This is a genomic window from Zhouia amylolytica AD3 (assembly GCF_000511935.2).
In the GTDB taxonomy this organism is placed as follows: Bacteria; Bacteroidota; Bacteroidia; order Flavobacteriales; family Flavobacteriaceae; genus Zhouia; species Zhouia amylolytica.
Map to the genome: position 1 here is coordinate 1 of NZ_AYXY01000009.1, position 19,152 is coordinate 19,152.

A 19,152-nucleotide genomic window follows, 5' to 3' on the forward strand; every position below is an offset into this window, starting at 1 on the left:
ATCAGAATAAGTAGCATCCAGGGTAGTGTCGCAGTTATCAGCTTCATCGGTAACATCTCCTGTTAATGAAAGATCCGTTTCATCGTCATCACACTCGATAGTGATATCGGCAGGAACCGTAAATGTAGGATCAGTAGTATCTTCAATCGTGAATGTAGTCTCATACCATGATGTATTATTACAATTATCTGTAGCATTAAAACGAATATGACGTACTAGAGTACCTCCACAGTTATCAGTAGTGCTTAAGACTACCCATGACCAGGAAACATCATCATCACAAGCATCGGTGGCAGTAGCACCTCCATTAGACATTAACCATGCATTATAAGCAGCGGTATTTCCACTACCATCACATTCAACAACTTCAGGGCCACCACCGGTAATCACTGGTGGGATGGTATCATCAATGTTGATAAGTTGAGTGTCAAAAGCAGTGGCGCCACAATTATCTGTTATAGTAAATGTTCTGGTAACAACAATCGGACAAGTGCCACTAATTTCATCTTTATAAGTAATTAGTGCTACATTATCTTCAACGAAAGAACCTCCTTCTGCTGTATATTGAGCTTCTGTAATTGTTGCAGAAGTTGGGCTGTATGGTAACGCCGTTAAACCTCCGTTTGTAATGTCATCGGTGTCACAGCCTTCTACATCCTTATCGGTTGGTGCAGTAATTATTGGGTCAGCATCATCAAGAATCGTAATGTCAAAATCATCAGTGACTTGACATCCAAAACTATCTTCAACAGTTATTGTATATGTTCCGGCCTCAGTTAAGTTAGAGATATCTTCATTGTTAGCGGTAAATGAATTAGGGCCAGACCACGAATAGGTATAAGGAGCAGTACCACCCGAAACAGTTAAATTTATGGCGCCGGTATCTGTAGAACACGCTTTTTCAGTTACAGTAGCTGATAAAGTTAATTGAGCTGGAAATGTTATTTCCTGAGTGAAGGTATTACTTACAGTTGGATTTTGAGAATCGGTTACTGTTAGTGATACCGTATGTGGCCCGGGAGAAGTGAATGTTATTCCAGAAGGGTTAGGATCAGAACTATTAGAAGGTTGTCCGTTTTCAAAACTCCAACTGTAGGTATATGGTTCTAATCCACCATTTGTAGTAGAAGTAAAGTCACTAACTATTTGGGTTCCATCATTACAAGCTATATAATCAAATTGAACAGCTAAAGGAGCTGCAAAAAAAACAGATGTGTCATTCGAACATTGAGATTTACCATATGTTTTACAATTGTAAGAAGAGCTAGAGTCTAAGTTTCCATTACCTTCCCAAACTATTAAAGTTTCGGTAAATTCAAGTTCATCTCCGCATTCCCATGTATAAACATTATCGATTACTTTTATATCCATAGGGGTGGTATTTGCTTCAAAAACAGTACCTAACCACTGATTGATTTCATATGAGTCATCGCCTATATTAAATGTGGCAAATAGTCTGGTTTCATCAAAATCGGTGTTTTGGTTAGTTTCATATTTAGCCCAAACTTCCACTTGATAAGTGTCTCCAGTATTACAAGTTGTTACTAACTCATCTAATCTTTGTCCTGTATTAACTTCAACTAAGTAAACTTCAATAATACTTATATTATTAGAGGTACAATTGAATCCACAATTTAAAGAAGGGTCTCTTAAATCTGGTTGATCTGATGTAAACTGCGAGTACCCAATTCCAATATTCACCAACAGCATAAAGGCCAACAATAACAATTTGTTGACTGATTTATACTTTGGCATTTTTGAGAGTAGAAATTTTTTCAAATCCATCGTTTTTAGGTTATATCTAAAACATGAAAATGTAGGGTCGATAGGGAGTTATCCCATATCAACATCAAAGCCTTAGCTTATGCTACACTTCTTCTGCTTATCGTAAAATTTTCAGGTAAATAAAAAAGTTGCGGTATGATACCGTGTCGATCATCGTTCGTAGTCTTAAGAACTACATCATCTGAATAGAAGTTTGCACTCAGAAAGTACAAGAGTTTAGAGTAAAAATGTTTCATGGGCCTAATAATTTTAAATTTCTTTGCCCACAGCAACATGCTAGCTATCAATCAATGTTTGTATGGGTCACTAGCAAAAAATATTAAAGTGTTGTATCTTTAATACCAGGTTAAGTTAAGATGATTTGAATTTGGGATTCAGGAATTATCCTAGCACAAAGGAAGATTTAAACGTCACTCAACACAAAAATAAATGTTAAAATACCTGCTTTTGTCGATAAGCGTACACCCCAAAACACTTCATCGGTAAAAGCGGTTATTTTAACGACTCGAAAAATATGAAAAAGCTAGTTTTAATGCGTCATGGGAAATCATCGTGGGAATACGATGTTGAAGATATCGAACGACCTCTTAAAAAAAGAGGGATGAAAGACACGCAACGGGTAGCAAATCAATATGTTAAATTGGAAGGCCTCCCCCAGCATATTTTTTCAAGTCCGGCGAATCGTGCATTATCAACTTGCAAGCTTTTTATGGAAACTGCTGATGTACCGAAAAAGAAACTTACCGTTGTCGATAAACTTTATGATTTTGGAGGAAATTCGGTAATCAGTTATATCAAATCCCTCGATAAATCCTTAGATCATATTATGATCTTTGGTCATAACCATGCTTTTACTTCCATCGCTAATATTTTTGGAAATCGCTTTATCGATAACCTACCCACCGCGGGCTTGGTAGTGTTGCAATTTGATGTCGATTCCTGGAAAGATATCGATAAAGGAACGACCGAACTCCTCATCATCCCTAAAAAACTTAGAAAATGAAAATAAGAATTGTTGGATGATGTGGGATAATATTTTTAGTTTATAACTTAGATCATTATTGCTTGTTTCGTTTTTTAAATCCTTTCAGAAGTATATATGTTCTTTTTTTCATTGCCAAATGCTTTGCATTCATGAATACCATATAAAACAGTAATTATTACATGAATAAAAAAAGAACCAAAAAAGTCTAGCCTTGCCTTTTCGACGACCTCATTGAAGTTTGAATGTTAAATTAAACGAACTCGCCCCGCTAGGGCGTGACTCAAACAGCGTTTAATTCTTAACACATTTCTTACTTATGAGGTGCCCGCCTGCAAAGGACTATGGCGGGTTTGGTATATGGTTTACTCTTGAAACCTCATAACAACGTAACATGAAAACAGTGTAACTCCATAACACCATCACATGATATCAATGTAACAACATAACATCTTAACCCAATAACCCCATAACTTCATAACATCTTAATCCTATAACCCCATAATCCCATAACACCATAACAATTCTACTTATTCCTGTAAGCACGAGGCGATAACCCGATATATTTTTTAAATACCCTCGAAAAATACAACTGATCCTGAAATCCGGTCTTAAGACTAATTTCTTTGATGCTTAAATCGGTATAGCTAAGAAATTCACAGGCCTTTTGGATCTTCTTTAAATTAAAATAATACATTAACGAATGACCTGTAGCTTGTTTGAAGTAATTGAACAGGTGCGATCGGGAGTAATTAAATGCTTTCGCAATATCTTCGGCAGTTAAAGGCTGATCAATATTAGCCATTAAAAAATCAACAATGGCATTTCTTAAATTTTGTCCCTGTTCTAACGCCACCTCTTTAATGTGATCATAAAAAATAAAATCAGAAACAAACTTATAAGTAAGGATACATGCATACCTTAATTGTGCTTCAGAAAAGTTATTGTCTGCCAAACTAAATAGTTGTTCAAACAGATCAACGCTTTTCTTTTGATAGCCCACATGAAAAGCCTTATTGACTCTTTCCTCATGAGTACGTAACAAGGAATCTGAAGAAGAACCATTAAAATGAAGCCAGTAAATACTCCAGGGTTTTTTAATATCAGCTCCGTAACGATGGGGGGTATTTTTAGGAATTATAAAATACATACCCGGTTGGATCTGGTGATGGGTGTCATTTACTTCAATCCAACCACTACCTGAAGTACAATAAATAAAGATATGTTCTTCAGATCCTTTTTTGCGATATCTTTGGTGGTAATGAGCGTTTGGGTAATAACCCAAATCCCCAAAATGAAAGGGACTACTAACGGCATCCGTTTGCAACCATTTTTTAAGTTTTTTGGGCATGGCTACGATCTGTTGCCCAGGAAAACCTTCTTTTATAGTAATATTGTCCATATTTACCCTTTTCTTATCTATATCAAAATTAACAATAAAACCTACTTTTATAATCTCAAAAAGGGATATAATAATTTTTTAGTTTTATGTGTCTCTTATTTTATAGCATATAAATATCTATATTTTTAATAATATAAGTCTAATGAACCAGTTTAAATACAATAATAAATACTTACTCTCCATTGTTTTTATTTCCGCCCTGGGCGGCTTTTTATTCGGTTATGATTGGGTTGTAATCGGAGGGGCAAAACCCTTTTATGAAGTATATTTTAATATAGTAGATTTTCCTTCGCTACAAGGATGGGGAATGAGTAGTGCCCTGGTAGGATGTGTCTTTGGAGCAATGGTCTCCGGAGTTATTTCAGATCGATTGGGTAGAAAGAAACCTTTACAGATTGCTGCTGTTCTATTTCTGTTATCCGCATTAGGAACAGGATGGGCTCATAATTTTACTTTCTTTATAATTTACAGAATTATCGGGGGGGTGGGAATTGGTATTGCATCAACCCTTTCACCGTTATATATCGCAGAAGTTTCCCCGGCTAAATACAGAGGACGATTTGTAGCCATTAATCAACTTACGATCGTTATTGGGATCCTGGCAGCCCAAATTGTAAACTGGATCATAGCGAAAAATGAAATCAGTGATCAGGCAATGCTTTGGAATCAGCAGACAGGCTGGCGAATTATGTTCTGGGCTGAACTGATACCTGCTATGTTGTTTTTTGGCTTTCTTTTTATGGTGCCCGAAACTCCACGGTTTTTGGTAAAGTCCAACTTCACCGAAAAGGCTCTGAAAGTATTGAAAAAAATAGGAAATGAAGCCTATGCGGCTAAAGAACTGGCATTAATAAAAGGTACGCTGCAAACCGATCATAAATCTGTCGGTATCAGGAAAAAGGAACTCAAAAAACTCTACCCTATTCTTATTGTAGGGATCGTACTATCAGTATTCCAGCAATGGTGCGGAATTAATATCATCTTCAACTATGCCGATGAGATTTTTACCACCGCTGGGTATAGCGTAGGGGATATGCTGTTTAATATCGTAATTACCGGCAGCATCAATCTGATTTTTACCTTTGTTGCCATGGGGACTGTAGATAGTTGGGGAAGAAGAAAACTAATGCTGTTTGGTGCCCTCGGATTGGCCGTTGTGTATGTTGCCTTGGGTGCAGCGTATTATTTTAATTTTCAAGGCTGGCCAATATTGCTGTTAGTGCTCATCGCCATCGCTATCTATGCCATGACTCTGGCTCCGGTTACCTGGGTGGTCATTTCAGAAATTTTCCCTAACCGTATCAGGGGAGTAGCCATGTCTGTAGCTACCTTTTCCCTGTGAACAGCTTCCTTTGTGTTAACCTATACCTTCCCGCTTTTAAACGCATTCCTCGGAGCCTCCGGAACCTTTTGGTGCTATAGTGGTATCTGTATCTTAGGATTTATATTCATCTATAAAAAATTACCGGAGACAAAAGGAAAATCACTCGAAGAAATTGAAGAAGAATTGATAAATAATTAAAGAGACCTATGTTTTTTAAACCGATAAAAATAGCCGTATTACTTAGTTTGACGTTCATGGCATGCAGTGAAAAAATGACGGTAAAAGACGACCGTCCTAATATTCTTCTGATCATTACCGACGATCAGGGGTATGCAGATTATAGCGCCTATAATGGAGCACCTGATGCCATAACCCCTCATATGGATCAAATTGCTCAAAAGGGGATCCGTTTTACCGATGGATACGCAACCGCACCCGTTTGTAATGCTTCGCGTCAGGGAATTATAACAGGAGCCTATCAGGAGCGATGGGGAACCTATTATTATGGCGGTAAGATCTTTTCTGAAAGTCAATATACCATCCCTGAATTATTAGGAAAGCAGGGGTATCGATGCGTTAAAATAGGAAAGACACATTATGCTGATATACTGGATAATAATGCTAAGATTCAAAATCCGCTGGAATATCGGGAATTCCCATTGAACCACGGGTATGAAGAATTCTTAGGCTTCTGTGCACATCGTCACGATTACTTTAAATTAAAAGCCTCCGACGATTGGGTAGAAAATCCTGACGATGATAGGATGTCACAGTTCGGTCCGCTATGGAGAAATAAAGAAAAGGAAGATTTTAACGGGTATACTACCGATATATTTGGAGACGAAGCCGTAAGGCAAATAGAAAAGAAAGACAACAGACCCTTCTTTATGGAGCTATCCTTTAATGCGGTCCACCATCCAATTTATCAGGCGCCCGATAAATATCTCAAGCAATTCGGAGTCGAAAAGTTTCCTGAATGGAATCCTGAAGAAGAATCGTTTTTAGATTACCATGCACGCACATGCTGGCGCATGGAAGAAGATCCTGATGGTCGTAAAAGATACCTGGCGAATTTAGCCTGTTTAGATGATAATATAGGGAAAGTACTGCAGGCGCTTGATAGAACGGGAAAACTTGAGAACACCCTGATATTTTTTATTTCCGATAATGGAGGTTCTCAAAATACCTATGCCGATAATGGTGCCTTAAACGGACATAAATATATTCTTAGGGAAGGAGGCATCCGTACGCCTTTTACCATGAGTTGGCCAAAAAGAATAAAAAGCAATCAGGTTATTAATACGCCGGTTTCACATATGGATATTATGCCTACTTGTTTGGCAGCAGCTGGTTCGATAGCCACAGATAGCCTCATGTTCGACGGGAAAAATCTCTTTGATTTAACTGAGTCCAAACCTCAGGTATTTCACGAAACCTTGGTTTGGGATACCGGTAATGAATGGGCCCTTCGCAAGGGTGATTGGAAATTACATGTCGTAAAAAAGGACAATCATTTCAGAAGTATCCACCTCGATAAAGGAACCTACCTGTATAATTTAAAAAATGACCTTGGAGAGACCACCAATCTCGCAGGTGAACACCCGGAAAAAATAAAGGAACTCACAGCCAATTATCAAGATTGGAAAGAAGAAATATCTCAAAAATAGTACATAGTTGATCTTAAAATCAACCAAAGAATTTAATACCAATAGCTACAATTAATTATGAGTAAGGTTAAAGCCTGGAAAGATGTTGTAATAATACCTGCCTATGAAGTAGGGAAGCCAGAAAAATATCCGGTTTTTTTAGATAAACGAGTATATCAAGCCAGTAGTGGTGTAGTGTACCCAAATCCCGTGATCGAATCTATAAGTGACGAAAAAACCTTCAAAGAGTGGGAGGTGGTGTTTATCGAAAATGATTATGTGAAAATAATGATCATTCCAGCCCTGGGAGGAAGAATTCAAATGGCTTATGATAAAATAAGAGAACGCCATTTTGTATATTATAATCAAGTGATTAAGCCTGCATTAGTAGGCTTAACGGGGCCGTGGATTTCAGGAGGTATTGAGTTTAACTGGCCTCAACACCACCGTCCGAGCACTTACGATCCCACCGACTTTAATATAGAAGAAAATAAAGATGGCAGTATCACCGTATGGGTAAGTGAACTGGAACGCATGTTCAGAACCAAAGGGATGGCTGGTTTTACCTTATACCCCGATAAAGCATACCTGGAAATAAAAGCCCAGCTGTATAATCGCACGCCTCATCCACAAACCTTTTTATGGTGGGCCAACCCGGCAGTTGCAGTAAACGATCATTACCAGTCAGTATTTCCACCCGATGTGCATGCCGTTTTTGACCATGGTAAGCGTGATGTTTCAGAATTTCCTATTGCTAAAGGGGAATACTATAAGGTGGATTATGCGCCTGGTACAGACATTTCAAAATATAAAAATATCCCGGTACCCACGTCTTATATGGCTATTACCTCCAAGTACGATTTTGTGGGTGGGTACGAGAATGATACCAAAGGAGGTTTATTACATATAGCAGATCACCACATATCACCGGGAAAAAAACAGTGGACCTGGGGAAATGGCGATTTCGGACATGCATGGGATAGGAACCTAACAGATGAAGACGGCCCCTATATCGAGCTTATGTGCGGTGTTTATACCGATAATCAACCCGATTTTTCATGGTTACATCCTTATGAAGAAAAAAGCTTTAAGCAATACTTCATGCCATATTACAATGTGGGAGTTGTTAAAAACGCCACCAAAGAAGCTTTACTGAATTTAGAGCATAAGGATTCAGAAGCCTTATTGAAAATTCATGTGACTGCCGTATATAAGAATAGTTGCATTATCCTGCGCAATTCTGAATCTATACTGTTTGAAGAAACTTTAGATTTGAGTCCGCAAAATGGCTTTGAAAAAAGTATCCCCCTGGGTAATTCAACATTTGAAACACTTACTGCTACCTTATATGATGCTAATGGAAAAGTATTGGTTTCATGGTCGCCGGAGTTGAATGCTGATGTTGAAATTCCCGAACCGGCCAAAGCAGCCAAACAACCTGAAGAAATTAAGAGCATCGAGCAGTTATACTTACGTGGATTACACCTCGAACAATACCGCCATGCTACTTATGACCCAACTAAGTATTACCTCGAAGCCCTTGCTCGTGAACCGGGAGATGTACGATGTAATAATGCCATGGGGTTATGGAATCTTAAACACGCCAAATTCAAAGAAGCGTTAACGTATTTTGATAAGGCCATAGAAACCTTAACCGAGCGCAACCCAAATCCATACGATGGTGAGCCTTATTTTAATAAAGGACTCGCACTAAAATTCCTGGGAAAAAAGGAAGAGGCTTATGCAGCCTTTTTTAAAGCCTGTTGGAATGCCGCCTGGCAAGATGCAGGATATTTTAACCTGGCGCAAATAGATTGTTCAAATGGCAATCTTGAAAAGGCGCTGGAATTGGTTGATAAAGCACTTATTAAAAATTGGCACAATCACAAAGCAAGGCATTTAAAAGTACTTCTGTTAAGAAAAATGGGGCAAAACGAAGAAGCCATGCAGTTAGTCAATGAATCCCTGGCGATCGACAACTTTAATTTTGGCATACACTATGAGAAATACTTGTTAAGTGGGAAGCAGGAAGACTTGATAACCTTCAAAGAATTAATACGCGATAATCCACATAATTATATCGAGTATTCTTTAGACTACGCTCAGGCAGGACAGTTTGAAGAAGCTATAGCTCTTTTGGATGTTCACGTCGACGGAAAAGATACCGTTTACCCTATGATAGCCTATTTTTCAGGATGGTACCTTGAACAGCAAGGACAATTAGAACAAGCATTAAAACAGTATCAAAAAGCATCCATGATGCCTGGGGATTATTGTTTTCCAAATCGTTTAGAAGAAGTTGTTGTGTTGCAATCGGCCATACGACAAAATACATCCGATGCTCAGGCTCCTTATTATCTGGGGAATTTCTGGTATGCATTTAAACAATATAAAGAGGCTCAAAGTTGTTGGGAGCTTTCCGTTAAATTAAGCGATGATAATCCAATTTGTCATCGAAACCTGGCTTTGTTGTATTTTAATAAAACCGACCAGAGGGACTTGGCAAGAACCCATTTAGAACGTGCCTTCGAGTTAGATAATCAGGATGCCAGACTGTTAATGGAGTTGGATCAATTATATAAAAAATTAAATGTACCGGTAAAGGATCGTCTGCAACTGTTATCTTCTAATTTCGAATTAACTGAAATGAGAGACGATTTATACCTGGAGTGGATTACCTTAAATAATTTCAAAGGAGATTATGAGAAGGCTTTTGCTGATATTAAAGCGCGTCAATTTCATCCATGGGAAGGAGGAGAAGGTAAAGTGCCTTTTCAGCACATTACCATACACGTTGAACTTGCTAAGGAGTCCATAAAGCGAGGAGCATACCATGAGGCTGTATCTTTCCTTGAGGCAGCACAGGTATATCCCCATAACCTTGGCGAAGGAAAACTGTTCGGAGCTCAGGAGAATGATATTTTTTATTGGCTGGGATGTGCCTATGAGAAATTGGAAGAACTAACCAAAGCTGAACAATACTGGACTAAAGCATCAAAAGGATTAAGTGACCCGAGTCCGGCGATGTTCTATAACGATCAACAGCCCGATAAGATTTTTTATCAAGGCCTGGCATTATTAAAATTAGGTGATAAACAGGAGGCAAACCGCAGATTTAAGAATCTGATTTCGTATGGTGAAATGCATATGAATGATGATCTTAAATTAGACTATTTTGCTATCTCTCTTCCAGACCTTTTAATTTGGGAAGAGGACCTGAGTAAACGAAATCAAATTCATTGTTACTATTTGATCGGGTTAGGTCAATTAGGACTGGGTAATTATAAACTGGCTGAAGCAGCATTAAATAAGGCTTTAAACTTCGACCGTTATCATATGCCAGCCCATATCCATCTTAATATGGTTCACGATAATATTCAAAAAACAGACGTAGAAAAATAATTAGATTAAGTATGTTTAAAAACATTGTTTTATTCACAGTATTTGTATGCAATCTGACATTTCTGCAAGCTCAGGAAAATGTGCTCGACCTTTCAGGTGACTGGCATGTCAGCCTGAGTGAAGAGCGGCCGGAGATTGAAAATACAACCGATTATAAAAAGGAAGGGATAATCAGATTGCCTTCTTCATTAGCACAACAAGGCTATGGTCTGAAAACGAAAGGGTCCGATTTTGGAGTGCTGACTCCAACCCATAAATATTTGGGTGTAGCTACCTTCGAACGAAGCATCGAGATTCCCAAAGATTGGAAGAACAAGGAGTTTCAGATTTTTTTAGAACGGGTGCTTTGGCAGTCGAAAGTATATGTGGATGGAGTGGAGTTAAGCACTCAGGATGCCCTTGGGACACCGCATATTCATAACATAGGAATACTTACTCCAGGAAAACACCAACTTAAAATAGAGGTTAATAACGATATGATCCATAATATCGGAGATAAAGGACATGCCTATGGTGCCTATACTCAAAGCATCTGGAATGGAATTGTAGGAAGAATGGAACTCATGGCACACGACCCTACTCATATCACTGCACTCCGCACATATCCCTTACTGGATAGTGATCAGGTACGTGTAGAATTGGATATCACAGCAGCCAGAAAAGAAAAAGGGAAACTGTTTATAGATATCAGCGAGTTAGGCCATAAAGATGTGGTTAAATCTTTAGAGGTATCCTATAAACTGGAAGAAGGAAGCCATAAAAAAGAAGTGGTGCTTGATTTAAATGGAGCACTTAAAAAATGGAATGAGTTTGACCCCACGGTCTATATACTAAATGCCCGCCTTAAAACAAAAAGATTTGATGACAGCCGGGAAACTGAATTTGGATACCTTAAAATAGGCCATAACGGAACCAATATTCTTATTAATGACACCCCGGTTTTTTTACGTGGAAACCTCGATTGTGTACACTTTCCGCAAACAGGCTATCCGTCAGCCAAAGTAGAAGATTGGGAGCGCATATTTAAAATATATAAAGATTACGGACTGAATCATGCAAGGTTTCATTCCTGGTGTCCGCCGGAAGCAGCTTTTAAAGCAGCCAACCGGGTAGGTATCTATTTGCAGGCAGAGGCTTCGATTTGGATAGATTGGTGGATGAGTGTAGACAATACAGACCGCGGACGTCCTGAAATGAATACCAAAGGGTTCCCACAAGGACTGGGGAAAGACCCGAAACGCGATCAGTTTGTAATCGAAGAAATGAATCGCGTAGTCGATTATTATGGAAACCACCCGTCCTTTACCATGTTTTGTATTGGTAATGAGTTGGGTAACTCCGATTTTGATGTGATGAAAACGTGGGTAAAAGACCTCAAAGAAAAGGATAACCGACGACTGTATTCAGTTTCAACAGCCAGAAAGATTACGGAGGTAGACGACTATATGGCTACCCATTACATACAAAAAGTAGGTAGAACAAGAGGGTTGAATGGACCTCATACGGATTGGGATTTTGAGAAAGTATATAGCCAAATGGATATTCCTATCATCGCTCATGAAATAGGACAATGGCCGGTATATCCGTCCTGGAGTGAAATAGATACTTATAAAGGCGTTTTGAAGGCCAGAAACTTTCAAGAGTTTAAGGCAATTGCTGAAAAAAATGGAATAGCCGATCAGGCAGATGATTTTAAAATGGCTTCCGGAGCCCTGAATCAAATCATGTATAAATATGAAACGGAATCATTCTTAAGAACAAAAAGCTGCGCCGGAGTACAGTTGTTGAGCATGCAGGATTATCAGGGACAAGGCGAAGCTTTAATCGGTTGGTTGGATGCGAATTGGAATAGTAAGGGGATAACAACACCTCAAAAGTTCAAAGAACATTTCAATGAAACGGTACCCTTGCTGCGCATGAAAAAGATGGTGTGGACCACTAATGAAACCTTTGAAGGCGCTATTCAATTATCGCACTATGGACAGTTTCCAATAAAAGAAGGACAACTTGTTGCTAATATAACAACAGCATCGGGCAAGCTTCTGAAAACCAAAGAGTGGAAGTTAGAAGACCTTGAAATAGGAAGCCTTACAGATGTCGGTAACCTATCTATGTCTTTAAAAAATATAAACAAACCCCAACAACTTAACATTGCAGTAAGTCTGAAAGGAACAGCGTTTAAAAATGAATGGGATATATGGGTGTATCCTCCTGATGTACCGGAAGCAGACCATAAAGAAGTTATAGTTTCACAAATGCTGGATGATGAAACTCTGGAAGCCCTGAAGAAAGGAAAGGACGTTTTGTTAATAGCCAATAATTTGGGTACCGACGCTACCAGTGTCGATCTGTCTTTCTATCCGCTTTACTGGTCATTAACTTTTTTCCCTGGACAAGGTAAAACAAGTATCGGTCTGCTGTTGAAAGATAAGCACCCTGCATTTAAGGAATTTGTGACCGATTTTCATAGTGATTGGCAGTGGGAAACCATTATGAAAGGATCTAAAGGATTTATCCTGAATGATACTCCAAAAACATATAAACCTATAGCACAGGTAGTGGACGATTTTCATAGAAACAATAAAGAAGGTGCTATTTTTGAATTTAAAGTAGGGAAAGGTAATTTACTGGTATGTGGATTTAATGTAGCAAACAGCGAATTACCGGTGGCAAAACAACTTTTATACAGCCTCAAATCTTATGTTGCATCGGACGACTTTAAGCCAGCAACCGCTATTGAAGAAACTGCATTGAAAGAACTATTTCATTTTATCCCGGAGGCAGATGATATAGCTGTAAAAGGAGCATTCAAGAATGCTGTTCTTCAGGTTAATGCAGCCGAAAATGTAAAGGCTGAGAATGAAAGTGTAGCCTGGGAAATAGGTAACGATGAGATTCTGGTTCAAAAGGAGGTGTCTTATAATGTAAAAGCTGATGGATCCTGGAAAGATGATGAAGGAACAGCCTGGCACGGAAAAGAAATTACCGTTACCCTAAAATGCCCTGAAGGGATATTAGGTAGTTTTTATGTGCTGTTTGATGATTGGAATAAGCAGGGCCGTGAAGGGATCCTGGAGTTTGAAGGCCGTAAAGTACAGTTAGGTCCCCATAGTGCTAATGGAGGTCAATGGGTAAAGTTTCATGTAATGAGAGAAGATAGTAATGATGGAAAACTGATTTTAAAGGCAAAAGCAACAAAAAGTAACAATCTGATGATTCGTGAAATAGTACTGGAAAAGGAATAATAGTATTTCGAAATACTTTATGATGGATAACATGCCCGTGTAAAACCAGGTTTCGCACGGGTTTTGTTTTTATGTAAGATTAGAGCATCATACGTAACGTAATAATAAGAAAGCTCAAAGCCCGACGAAGTAATCTTTTCAATTGGAAGAAGATCCCTTTCAAGAGACAGCCACGCTTTTTTAAAAGCTCCTACCGACGAAACATCATAAAATCTTAACCCCATAACAGCATAACAAATAAATCACTCCCCCTCCAAATCTGAAATACGTTTTTCTAAAAACAACTTTAACTCTTTTAAGGTTGCATTACTTTCTTTCAATGCTTCATTAGCCTCTTTTAATGCTGCAATCCGTTCCTCTAAAACAGTTATTTTTTCCCGCAACTGATATTCAGACGAATCTTCAGCAATAGGATGTAGATCATCCGGAGTTTGAGATTTAAACATGGGGCCTTTCCCCATAAGAATCCACGAAGGATTGTAATTGGGATAATTTTCAACCAACGCTGCGAGCCATTTGGTTTGAATATCAGTTTTATTTTTCAGAGCTCTGGAAAGCACTCCCTTACTCGCACCTATCTGCTTCTCAAGCGCAGAGATTGTAATCCCTTCGTTTTGAGCAATCAAACCGAAAACTGTTAAAATTGTACTCATACAGTGAAATTAATCAACATTTACCCATTATAGGTGAAAATTATCATTTATATTTGCTTATAAATGCATCAATAAAACAATAATAAATCTACAAAAAAATAAAGAAATAGCAGTGGTATTTGTGAAGATAAAGATTACAATATGTGCTATAGCTTAAAATAGTAGAAGGAAATAATATAAGATAATGGTTATGGGAATGACGTTTTAGCATTTATTCATTCCGGTTTTTATTAATTCTAAGCCAATACTTTTGGCATTTGTCCCATAACAGACGATTACATTTTTTATGGTATCCGGCCATACAACGATTCCCGTCTTATTAAATAAGGTTTACGATCCTTAATGTGTTTCATTGAGTAATACATCTGTATAGTTGCTCATCTAATGCTCTTAAAAATCAGGGTAGAAATTTATTTCGTGATCGTATCCTATGGTATAAAAGCACCCCGAAATAGAGGGGTCGCATGCTTAAAAATAAATAGAATCATAAATAAAAAGGAAACCATGGAAAATCAATTCGTCAGCAAAATCACCGCTCTACTCGAGGTACAATGCATTTATCTATCTGAATTAATAATAAGAAAGGCCCGCCGGCCTTTGTACGTGATTATCCTTACGGGAAACTGCTCCTCCTTAACCCGGGAATTAGCCACTATGGTGGCTAAAATATTTCAGGAAGGAACCACAGCTTTATATCGAATATTCTCTTTGGAATATGCCAGTCAGCAATTAAAAGATCACAATCTTTTTTTTATGGAGCATTGTAGGTCCGAATGTCTTAAATTTTCCAGTACTGGAGAAAAGTCAGGGATTGTAGCATATGCTATGACCCAATATGCTTTTGAGAACCAATTGAAAAGGCATCAAGGAGAAAGTAATAAAATTGAAGCTTTTAAAAATGGTGCCGAATTTTTTCGGAAAAATCAAAACCATGCGCAGGCTGCTTTTATGTATCATCAGTATATAGAACTTTGGTATCGCTATTTGGCCCTTTCCTTTATGGGTAAGGAGCGTAAGAGTCATAGTATAAAAGAACTTCAGGTATATTTGAAAGCCTTTATACCTGAATTAGGAACTCTTTTTAATAGTGATACGGAAGAAGATCAGATAGTGTTAAAGCTCCTGGATGAAGCTTATGTTTCCGTACGCTATAAGAGTAATTATCACGTAAGCCAAGATCAGTTAATAGCCATCCAACGCAAGGCCAATACCTTACATGAGTTAGCCAATGAATTATTTCAGGAAGGCCAGGACAGGTGTCTTGGTTTTCTCGAAAATCAAGTTCATGAATCAGATTTTAAATCAAGGATTGTATTGGAAGATCAAGACTTTTTGAAAACGATTAAATCCTTGGTTAAAGAACATTACCACATGCTTGATCCGCATCCACATCGCAATGAATTATTTCGGTTCCGGGTAAATACAAAAGGTTACCTCGAGACCTCCTTTATGATCGCCAGTTTACTCAAGGTTTGTGCATTGGCTTTAGACGGGCAAGACGATACGAATATCATGGTAAAAAATGCAGGAGGTGATGTCAAAGAGGTGCTGACCCTCATATTGAACCTCATGCCTTACGAAGAAATGAGATTTCTCGATAAGATGCGCTCCGTAATAAAGGAAGAGGAAGTTAAATAATATTTAAAAACTGCAATAATAATATAAATGGACATTTTATGAATTCGAACGAAGAACAGCTGATTAAAGACTTAAAACGGCATGCCAAAGACCATACTCCTACCTTGCAGCCCCATTCCTTTTTTAATGACCGATTTCAGGTAACCTGCTTTTATGTGAAAAACCATGAGGACTTGCTATTATCCGTTAGATCATTATTATACCTCTGTAAACGAATCTTGGATCCGGAAGATGATATGGAGAAAGCACCAGAATGGATCGAAAAGGATTATATACGCCAGGCACTATCGATAGCCAATCGCTTAATGCCCTTGGGAGATGAAGCCTTATTGGGTCATATAAATAGTTTTTATCAAAAAGAAAATTAAACCTTATATCTACATAATATGATATTCTACCGTAATTAAGAGGAGGCCCATAGCGCTATGGAGTAATCGCATTACCGTATGTGGATCTTTTTCAAGAGATCCCCACGCATTTTCAAGGCTCGCATAGGCATAACAACATACCAGGATTACAAAAAAGTCACTTTTAGCCATTATTGCACCTTTTTGCCGCTATGTTTAAAACGATCTATTTCTTATTAAAATGTTTATTTAAAGGGTATTTGGACTTTAAATCTACCTGAAAAAACCCTCATTTTAGGGTGGTTTCCTTAATAGTTCAAGCATAGTTAAAGTATGGATAAAGTATGGATAAAGTATGAGTAGGTTTATATATGTTTAAATAGATACAAAAAGTTTCACATCACTTCCTCAAAAAACACGTGATAAATACCAAATCAAACTTTGTTCATCAACATTAATCTGTTAACTTTAAAGCGCAATAGATTTTCTAGGGCATTATCCTGTTAATAGATCAATCCAACTAACAATATCAAGTCATAGATAGAATTCACTTATTATATATGAATACAGTACAGAAACAATATGTAAACCGGGAAATAAGCTGGTTGCAATTTAATGCGCGCGTACTGCAAGAGGCTGCTGATGAGTCTGTTCCTTTAATTGACAGACTTCGTTTTGTAGGTATATTTTCCAATAATCTCGATGAGTTTTTTAAAGTTCGTTATGCTACGGTAAAACGAATCGCCCAAGCCGGTAAAACAGGTAAGAGTGTATTGGGTGGGGCAAACGCCAAGGAACTCCTGGATGAAATCACTCAGATAGTAATCAAGCAACAATCGGAGAGTCTGTCAATTTTAAGACGTATAGAATCGCTGTTGATCGAAGAGAATATCTATATGATTAATGAAAAGGATGTGACTCAAAGACAAGGTGAATTTCTAAAGAGCTACTTCTTAGAGAAAGTTAGCCCCGCCTTAGTCACCATCATTTTAAATGACCTCGATAAAATACCGCTCCTAAAGGACAGTGCAGGTTATCTGGCTGTTAAAATGGTTATGAAAACTAAAAGTGAAGCCAAAGGAGTCGGACGATTTTTCACCAATGTAACCAATGAAGTGCAATACGCTCTTATCGAAATACCACGCACGGTTGACAGGTTTGTGGTATTACCCAATGAGGGTGATAAAAGTTATATTATTTTCCTGGATGACCTTATTCGGTACAACCTCGGAAGTATATTCAGCATCTTTGACTATGAATCGCTATCGGCACACATGATAAAAATTACCCGTGATGCCGAACTGGATATCGATAATGATTTGTCGAAGAGTTTTATTGAAAAAATTTCCTCCAGCGTACGTGATCGAAGAATAAGTGAGCCGGTACGCTTTGTATACGATGATCACATTGAAAAAGATACACTCAAGTTTCTTAAAGATAAAATGGGAATCGAAGAAACCGATAGTGTGATTCCCGGAGGACGCTATCACAACCGTCGCGATTTTATGAACTTTCCAAGTTTGGGTAGAACCGATTTAATGTATAAGCGATATCCGCCACTACCCATTGTTGGATTGAGTATGGAAGGTAGTTTGCTGGAACAAATAGGTAAAAAGGATTACCTGCTTTATGCACCTTACCATACCTTCTCGTATATCATCAGGTTGTTAAGGGAAGCAGCCTTAGACCCAAAAGTTAAAGCGATTAAGATTACTGTTTACCGTCTTGCTGAAAACTCCCAAATAGCCAGCTCCTTAATTAATGCGGTAAAGAATGGTAAAGAGGTAACGGTACAAATTGAGTTACAGGCCCGGTTTGATGAAGAAGCTAATATTCAATATGCTGAACAATTACAGCAAGAAGGAATAAAGCTTATATTCGGGGTGCAAGGGCTAAAAGTGCACTCTAAAATATGCCTGATAGAACGAGAAGATGCAGGAAAACTTATGCGCTATGGGTTTATTAGTACAGGAAATTTTAATGAGTCTACAGCAAAATTGTATACCGACTATACACTGTTTACAGCGAACCAACCCATCTTAAAGGAGGTTGCGAAAGTGTTTAATTTCTTCGATACCAATTACAAAGTTCATAAATACAAACATCTGATTGTTTCGCCGCACTATACCAAAAGTGTATTCTCGAAATTAATTAAGCAGGAGATCGATAATGCAAAAGCAGGTAAGGAAGCATTCATCAAAGTAAAGATGAATAGTTTTACCAGTTACAAAATGGTCGACCGACTTTATGAAGCCAGTCAGGCCGGTGTGAAAATTCAACTTATCGTTAGAGGAACCTGCTGTTTGGTTCCGGGAATTGAAGGCCTGAGTGATAATATAGAAGCCATCAGTATCGTTGATAAATATTTAGAGCACCCCAGATTGTTTATCTTTGGCAATGGAGGTGATCCGAAAGTGTATATTTCTTCAGCCGATTGGATGACCCGTAATTTAGATTACCGGGTTGAGGTCGGATGCCCGATATATGATGAAGATATAAAACAAGAGCTGATAGACACCTTTAATATCAGTTGGAGTGATAATGTAAAAGCCAGAGTACACTCTATAAAACAAGATAATGCATATCGATCCAACAAAATGGTGAAGGTGAGATCGCAAGTCGCTACCTATGAGTATTATTTAAAAAAAATGACTCATATAGAGAACTGATAAAAGATATATTGTATCTTCTAAAATAGAAATGAAAATTAAGACCCGAATGAATTAAG

General features: G+C 38.0%; 12 protein-coding genes and 1 pseudogene. 8 read left to right on the forward strand and 5 right to left on the reverse strand.

Annotated features, from left to right (window positions below; all coding sequences use genetic code 11):
* Nucleotides 1–1,779 (reverse strand): PKD domain-containing protein (locus tag P278_RS03250; protein ID WP_161808333.1); only part of this gene is annotated, 1,779 nt, incomplete at its 3' end.
* Nucleotides 1,780–1,862: 83 nt separating this feature from the next.
* Complete coding sequence (locus P278_RS16575) at nucleotides 1,863–2,021, reverse strand: hypothetical protein (RefSeq protein WP_161808334.1); 159 nt, start codon at nucleotides 2,019–2,021, stop codon at nucleotides 1,863–1,865.
* 278 nt (nucleotides 2,022–2,299) lie between these two features.
* Here P278_RS16575 and P278_RS03260 point away from each other — a divergent pair, with 278 nt between their 5' ends.
* On the forward strand, nucleotides 2,300–2,788 hold the full coding sequence (locus P278_RS03260) for a SixA phosphatase family protein (RefSeq protein WP_038262344.1): 489 nt from the start codon (nucleotides 2,300–2,302) through the stop codon (nucleotides 2,786–2,788).
* Nucleotides 2,789–3,293: 505 nt separating this feature from the next.
* On the opposite strand, the gene P278_RS03265 is transcribed toward P278_RS03260, so the two are convergent.
* Nucleotides 3,294–4,169, reverse strand: a complete 876-nt coding sequence (locus P278_RS03265) for an AraC family transcriptional regulator (protein WP_038262347.1) — start codon at nucleotides 4,167–4,169, stop codon at nucleotides 3,294–3,296.
* Between the two features lie 142 nt (nucleotides 4,170–4,311).
* On the opposite strand from P278_RS03265, the pseudogene P278_RS03270 reads away from it, so the two are divergent.
* From P278_RS03270 to P278_RS03285, 4 genes and pseudogenes are all read left to right on the forward strand, one after another.
* Nucleotides 4,312–5,691: pseudogene (locus P278_RS03270) on the forward strand (sugar porter family MFS transporter).
* An 8-nt stretch (nucleotides 5,692–5,699) separates the two neighbouring features.
* Nucleotides 5,700–7,160 (forward strand): sulfatase family protein, encoded by a 1,461-nt coding sequence (locus P278_RS03275; RefSeq protein WP_082436076.1) that lies wholly within the window; start codon nucleotides 5,700–5,702, stop codon nucleotides 7,158–7,160.
* A gap of 57 nt (nucleotides 7,161–7,217) precedes the next feature.
* Nucleotides 7,218–10,541, forward strand: coding sequence for a DUF5107 domain-containing protein (locus P278_RS03280; RefSeq protein ID WP_038262349.1), 3,324 nt, complete (start codon nucleotides 7,218–7,220; stop codon nucleotides 10,539–10,541).
* 11 nt (nucleotides 10,542–10,552) lie between these two features.
* On the forward strand, nucleotides 10,553–13,786 hold the full coding sequence (locus P278_RS03285; protein WP_051413382.1) for a glycoside hydrolase family 2: 3,234 nt from the start codon (nucleotides 10,553–10,555) through the stop codon (nucleotides 13,784–13,786).
* A gap of 242 nt (nucleotides 13,787–14,028) precedes the next feature.
* On the opposite strand, the gene P278_RS03295 is transcribed toward P278_RS03285, so the two are convergent.
* Entirely contained in the window at nucleotides 14,029–14,439 is a 411-nt protein-coding gene (locus P278_RS03295; RefSeq protein ID WP_038262355.1) for a hypothetical protein, read from the reverse strand.
* A 504-nt stretch (nucleotides 14,440–14,943) separates the two neighbouring features.
* On the opposite strand from P278_RS03295, the gene P278_RS03300 reads away from it, so the two are divergent.
* Both P278_RS03300 and P278_RS03305 read left to right on the forward strand, forming a co-directional pair.
* Entirely contained in the window at nucleotides 14,944–16,077 is a 1,134-nt protein-coding gene (locus P278_RS03300; RefSeq protein WP_161808335.1) for a HEPN domain-containing protein, read from the forward strand.
* A 38-nt stretch (nucleotides 16,078–16,115) separates the two neighbouring features.
* A complete protein-coding gene (locus P278_RS03305; RefSeq protein ID WP_038262361.1) occupies nucleotides 16,116–16,445 on the forward strand; it encodes a hypothetical protein in 330 nt (109 codons plus the stop codon).
* Nucleotides 16,446–16,454: 9 nt separating this feature from the next.
* Here P278_RS03305 and P278_RS16580 read toward each other — a convergent pair whose 3' ends face one another.
* On the reverse strand, nucleotides 16,455–16,616 hold the full coding sequence (locus tag P278_RS16580; protein ID WP_161808336.1) for a hypothetical protein: 162 nt from the start codon (nucleotides 16,614–16,616) through the stop codon (nucleotides 16,455–16,457).
* 368 nt (nucleotides 16,617–16,984) lie between these two features.
* Here P278_RS16580 and ppk1 point away from each other — a divergent pair, with 368 nt between their 5' ends.
* A complete protein-coding gene (ppk1, locus tag P278_RS03310; RefSeq protein ID WP_038262365.1) occupies nucleotides 16,985–19,093 on the forward strand; it encodes a polyphosphate kinase 1 in 2,109 nt (702 codons plus the stop codon).
* The last annotated feature ends 59 nt before the right edge of the window (nucleotides 19,094–19,152 follow it).

Excerpts from the sequence above, each read along its gene's own strand:
- P278_RS03265 (WP_038262347.1), bottom strand. The coding sequence starts at position 4,169 with ATGGACAATATTACTATAAAAGAAGGTTTTCCTGGGCAACAGATCGTA.
- P278_RS16580 (WP_161808336.1), bottom strand. The coding sequence starts at position 16,616 with ATGGCTAAAAGTGACTTTTTTGTAATCCTGGTATGTTGTTATGCCTAT.
- P278_RS03260 (WP_038262344.1), top strand. The coding sequence starts at position 2,300 with ATGAAAAAGCTAGTTTTAATGCGTCATGGGAAATCATCGTGGGAATAC.
- P278_RS03275 (WP_082436076.1), top strand. The coding sequence starts at position 5,700 with ATGTTTTTTAAACCGATAAAAATAGCCGTATTACTTAGTTTGACGTTC.
- P278_RS03300 (WP_161808335.1), top strand. The coding sequence starts at position 14,944 with ATGGAAAATCAATTCGTCAGCAAAATCACCGCTCTACTCGAGGTACAA.
- P278_RS16575 (WP_161808334.1), bottom strand. The coding sequence starts at position 2,021 with ATGAAACATTTTTACTCTAAACTCTTGTACTTTCTGAGTGCAAACTTC.
- P278_RS03295 (WP_038262355.1), bottom strand. The coding sequence starts at position 14,439 with ATGAGTACAATTTTAACAGTTTTCGGTTTGATTGCTCAAAACGAAGGG.
- P278_RS03280 (WP_038262349.1), top strand. The coding sequence starts at position 7,218 with ATGAGTAAGGTTAAAGCCTGGAAAGATGTTGTAATAATACCTGCCTAT.
- ppk1 (WP_038262365.1), top strand. The coding sequence starts at position 16,985 with ATGAATACAGTACAGAAACAATATGTAAACCGGGAAATAAGCTGGTTG.
- P278_RS03285 (WP_051413382.1), top strand. The coding sequence starts at position 10,553 with ATGTTTAAAAACATTGTTTTATTCACAGTATTTGTATGCAATCTGACA.
- P278_RS03305 (WP_038262361.1), top strand. The coding sequence starts at position 16,116 with ATGAATTCGAACGAAGAACAGCTGATTAAAGACTTAAAACGGCATGCC.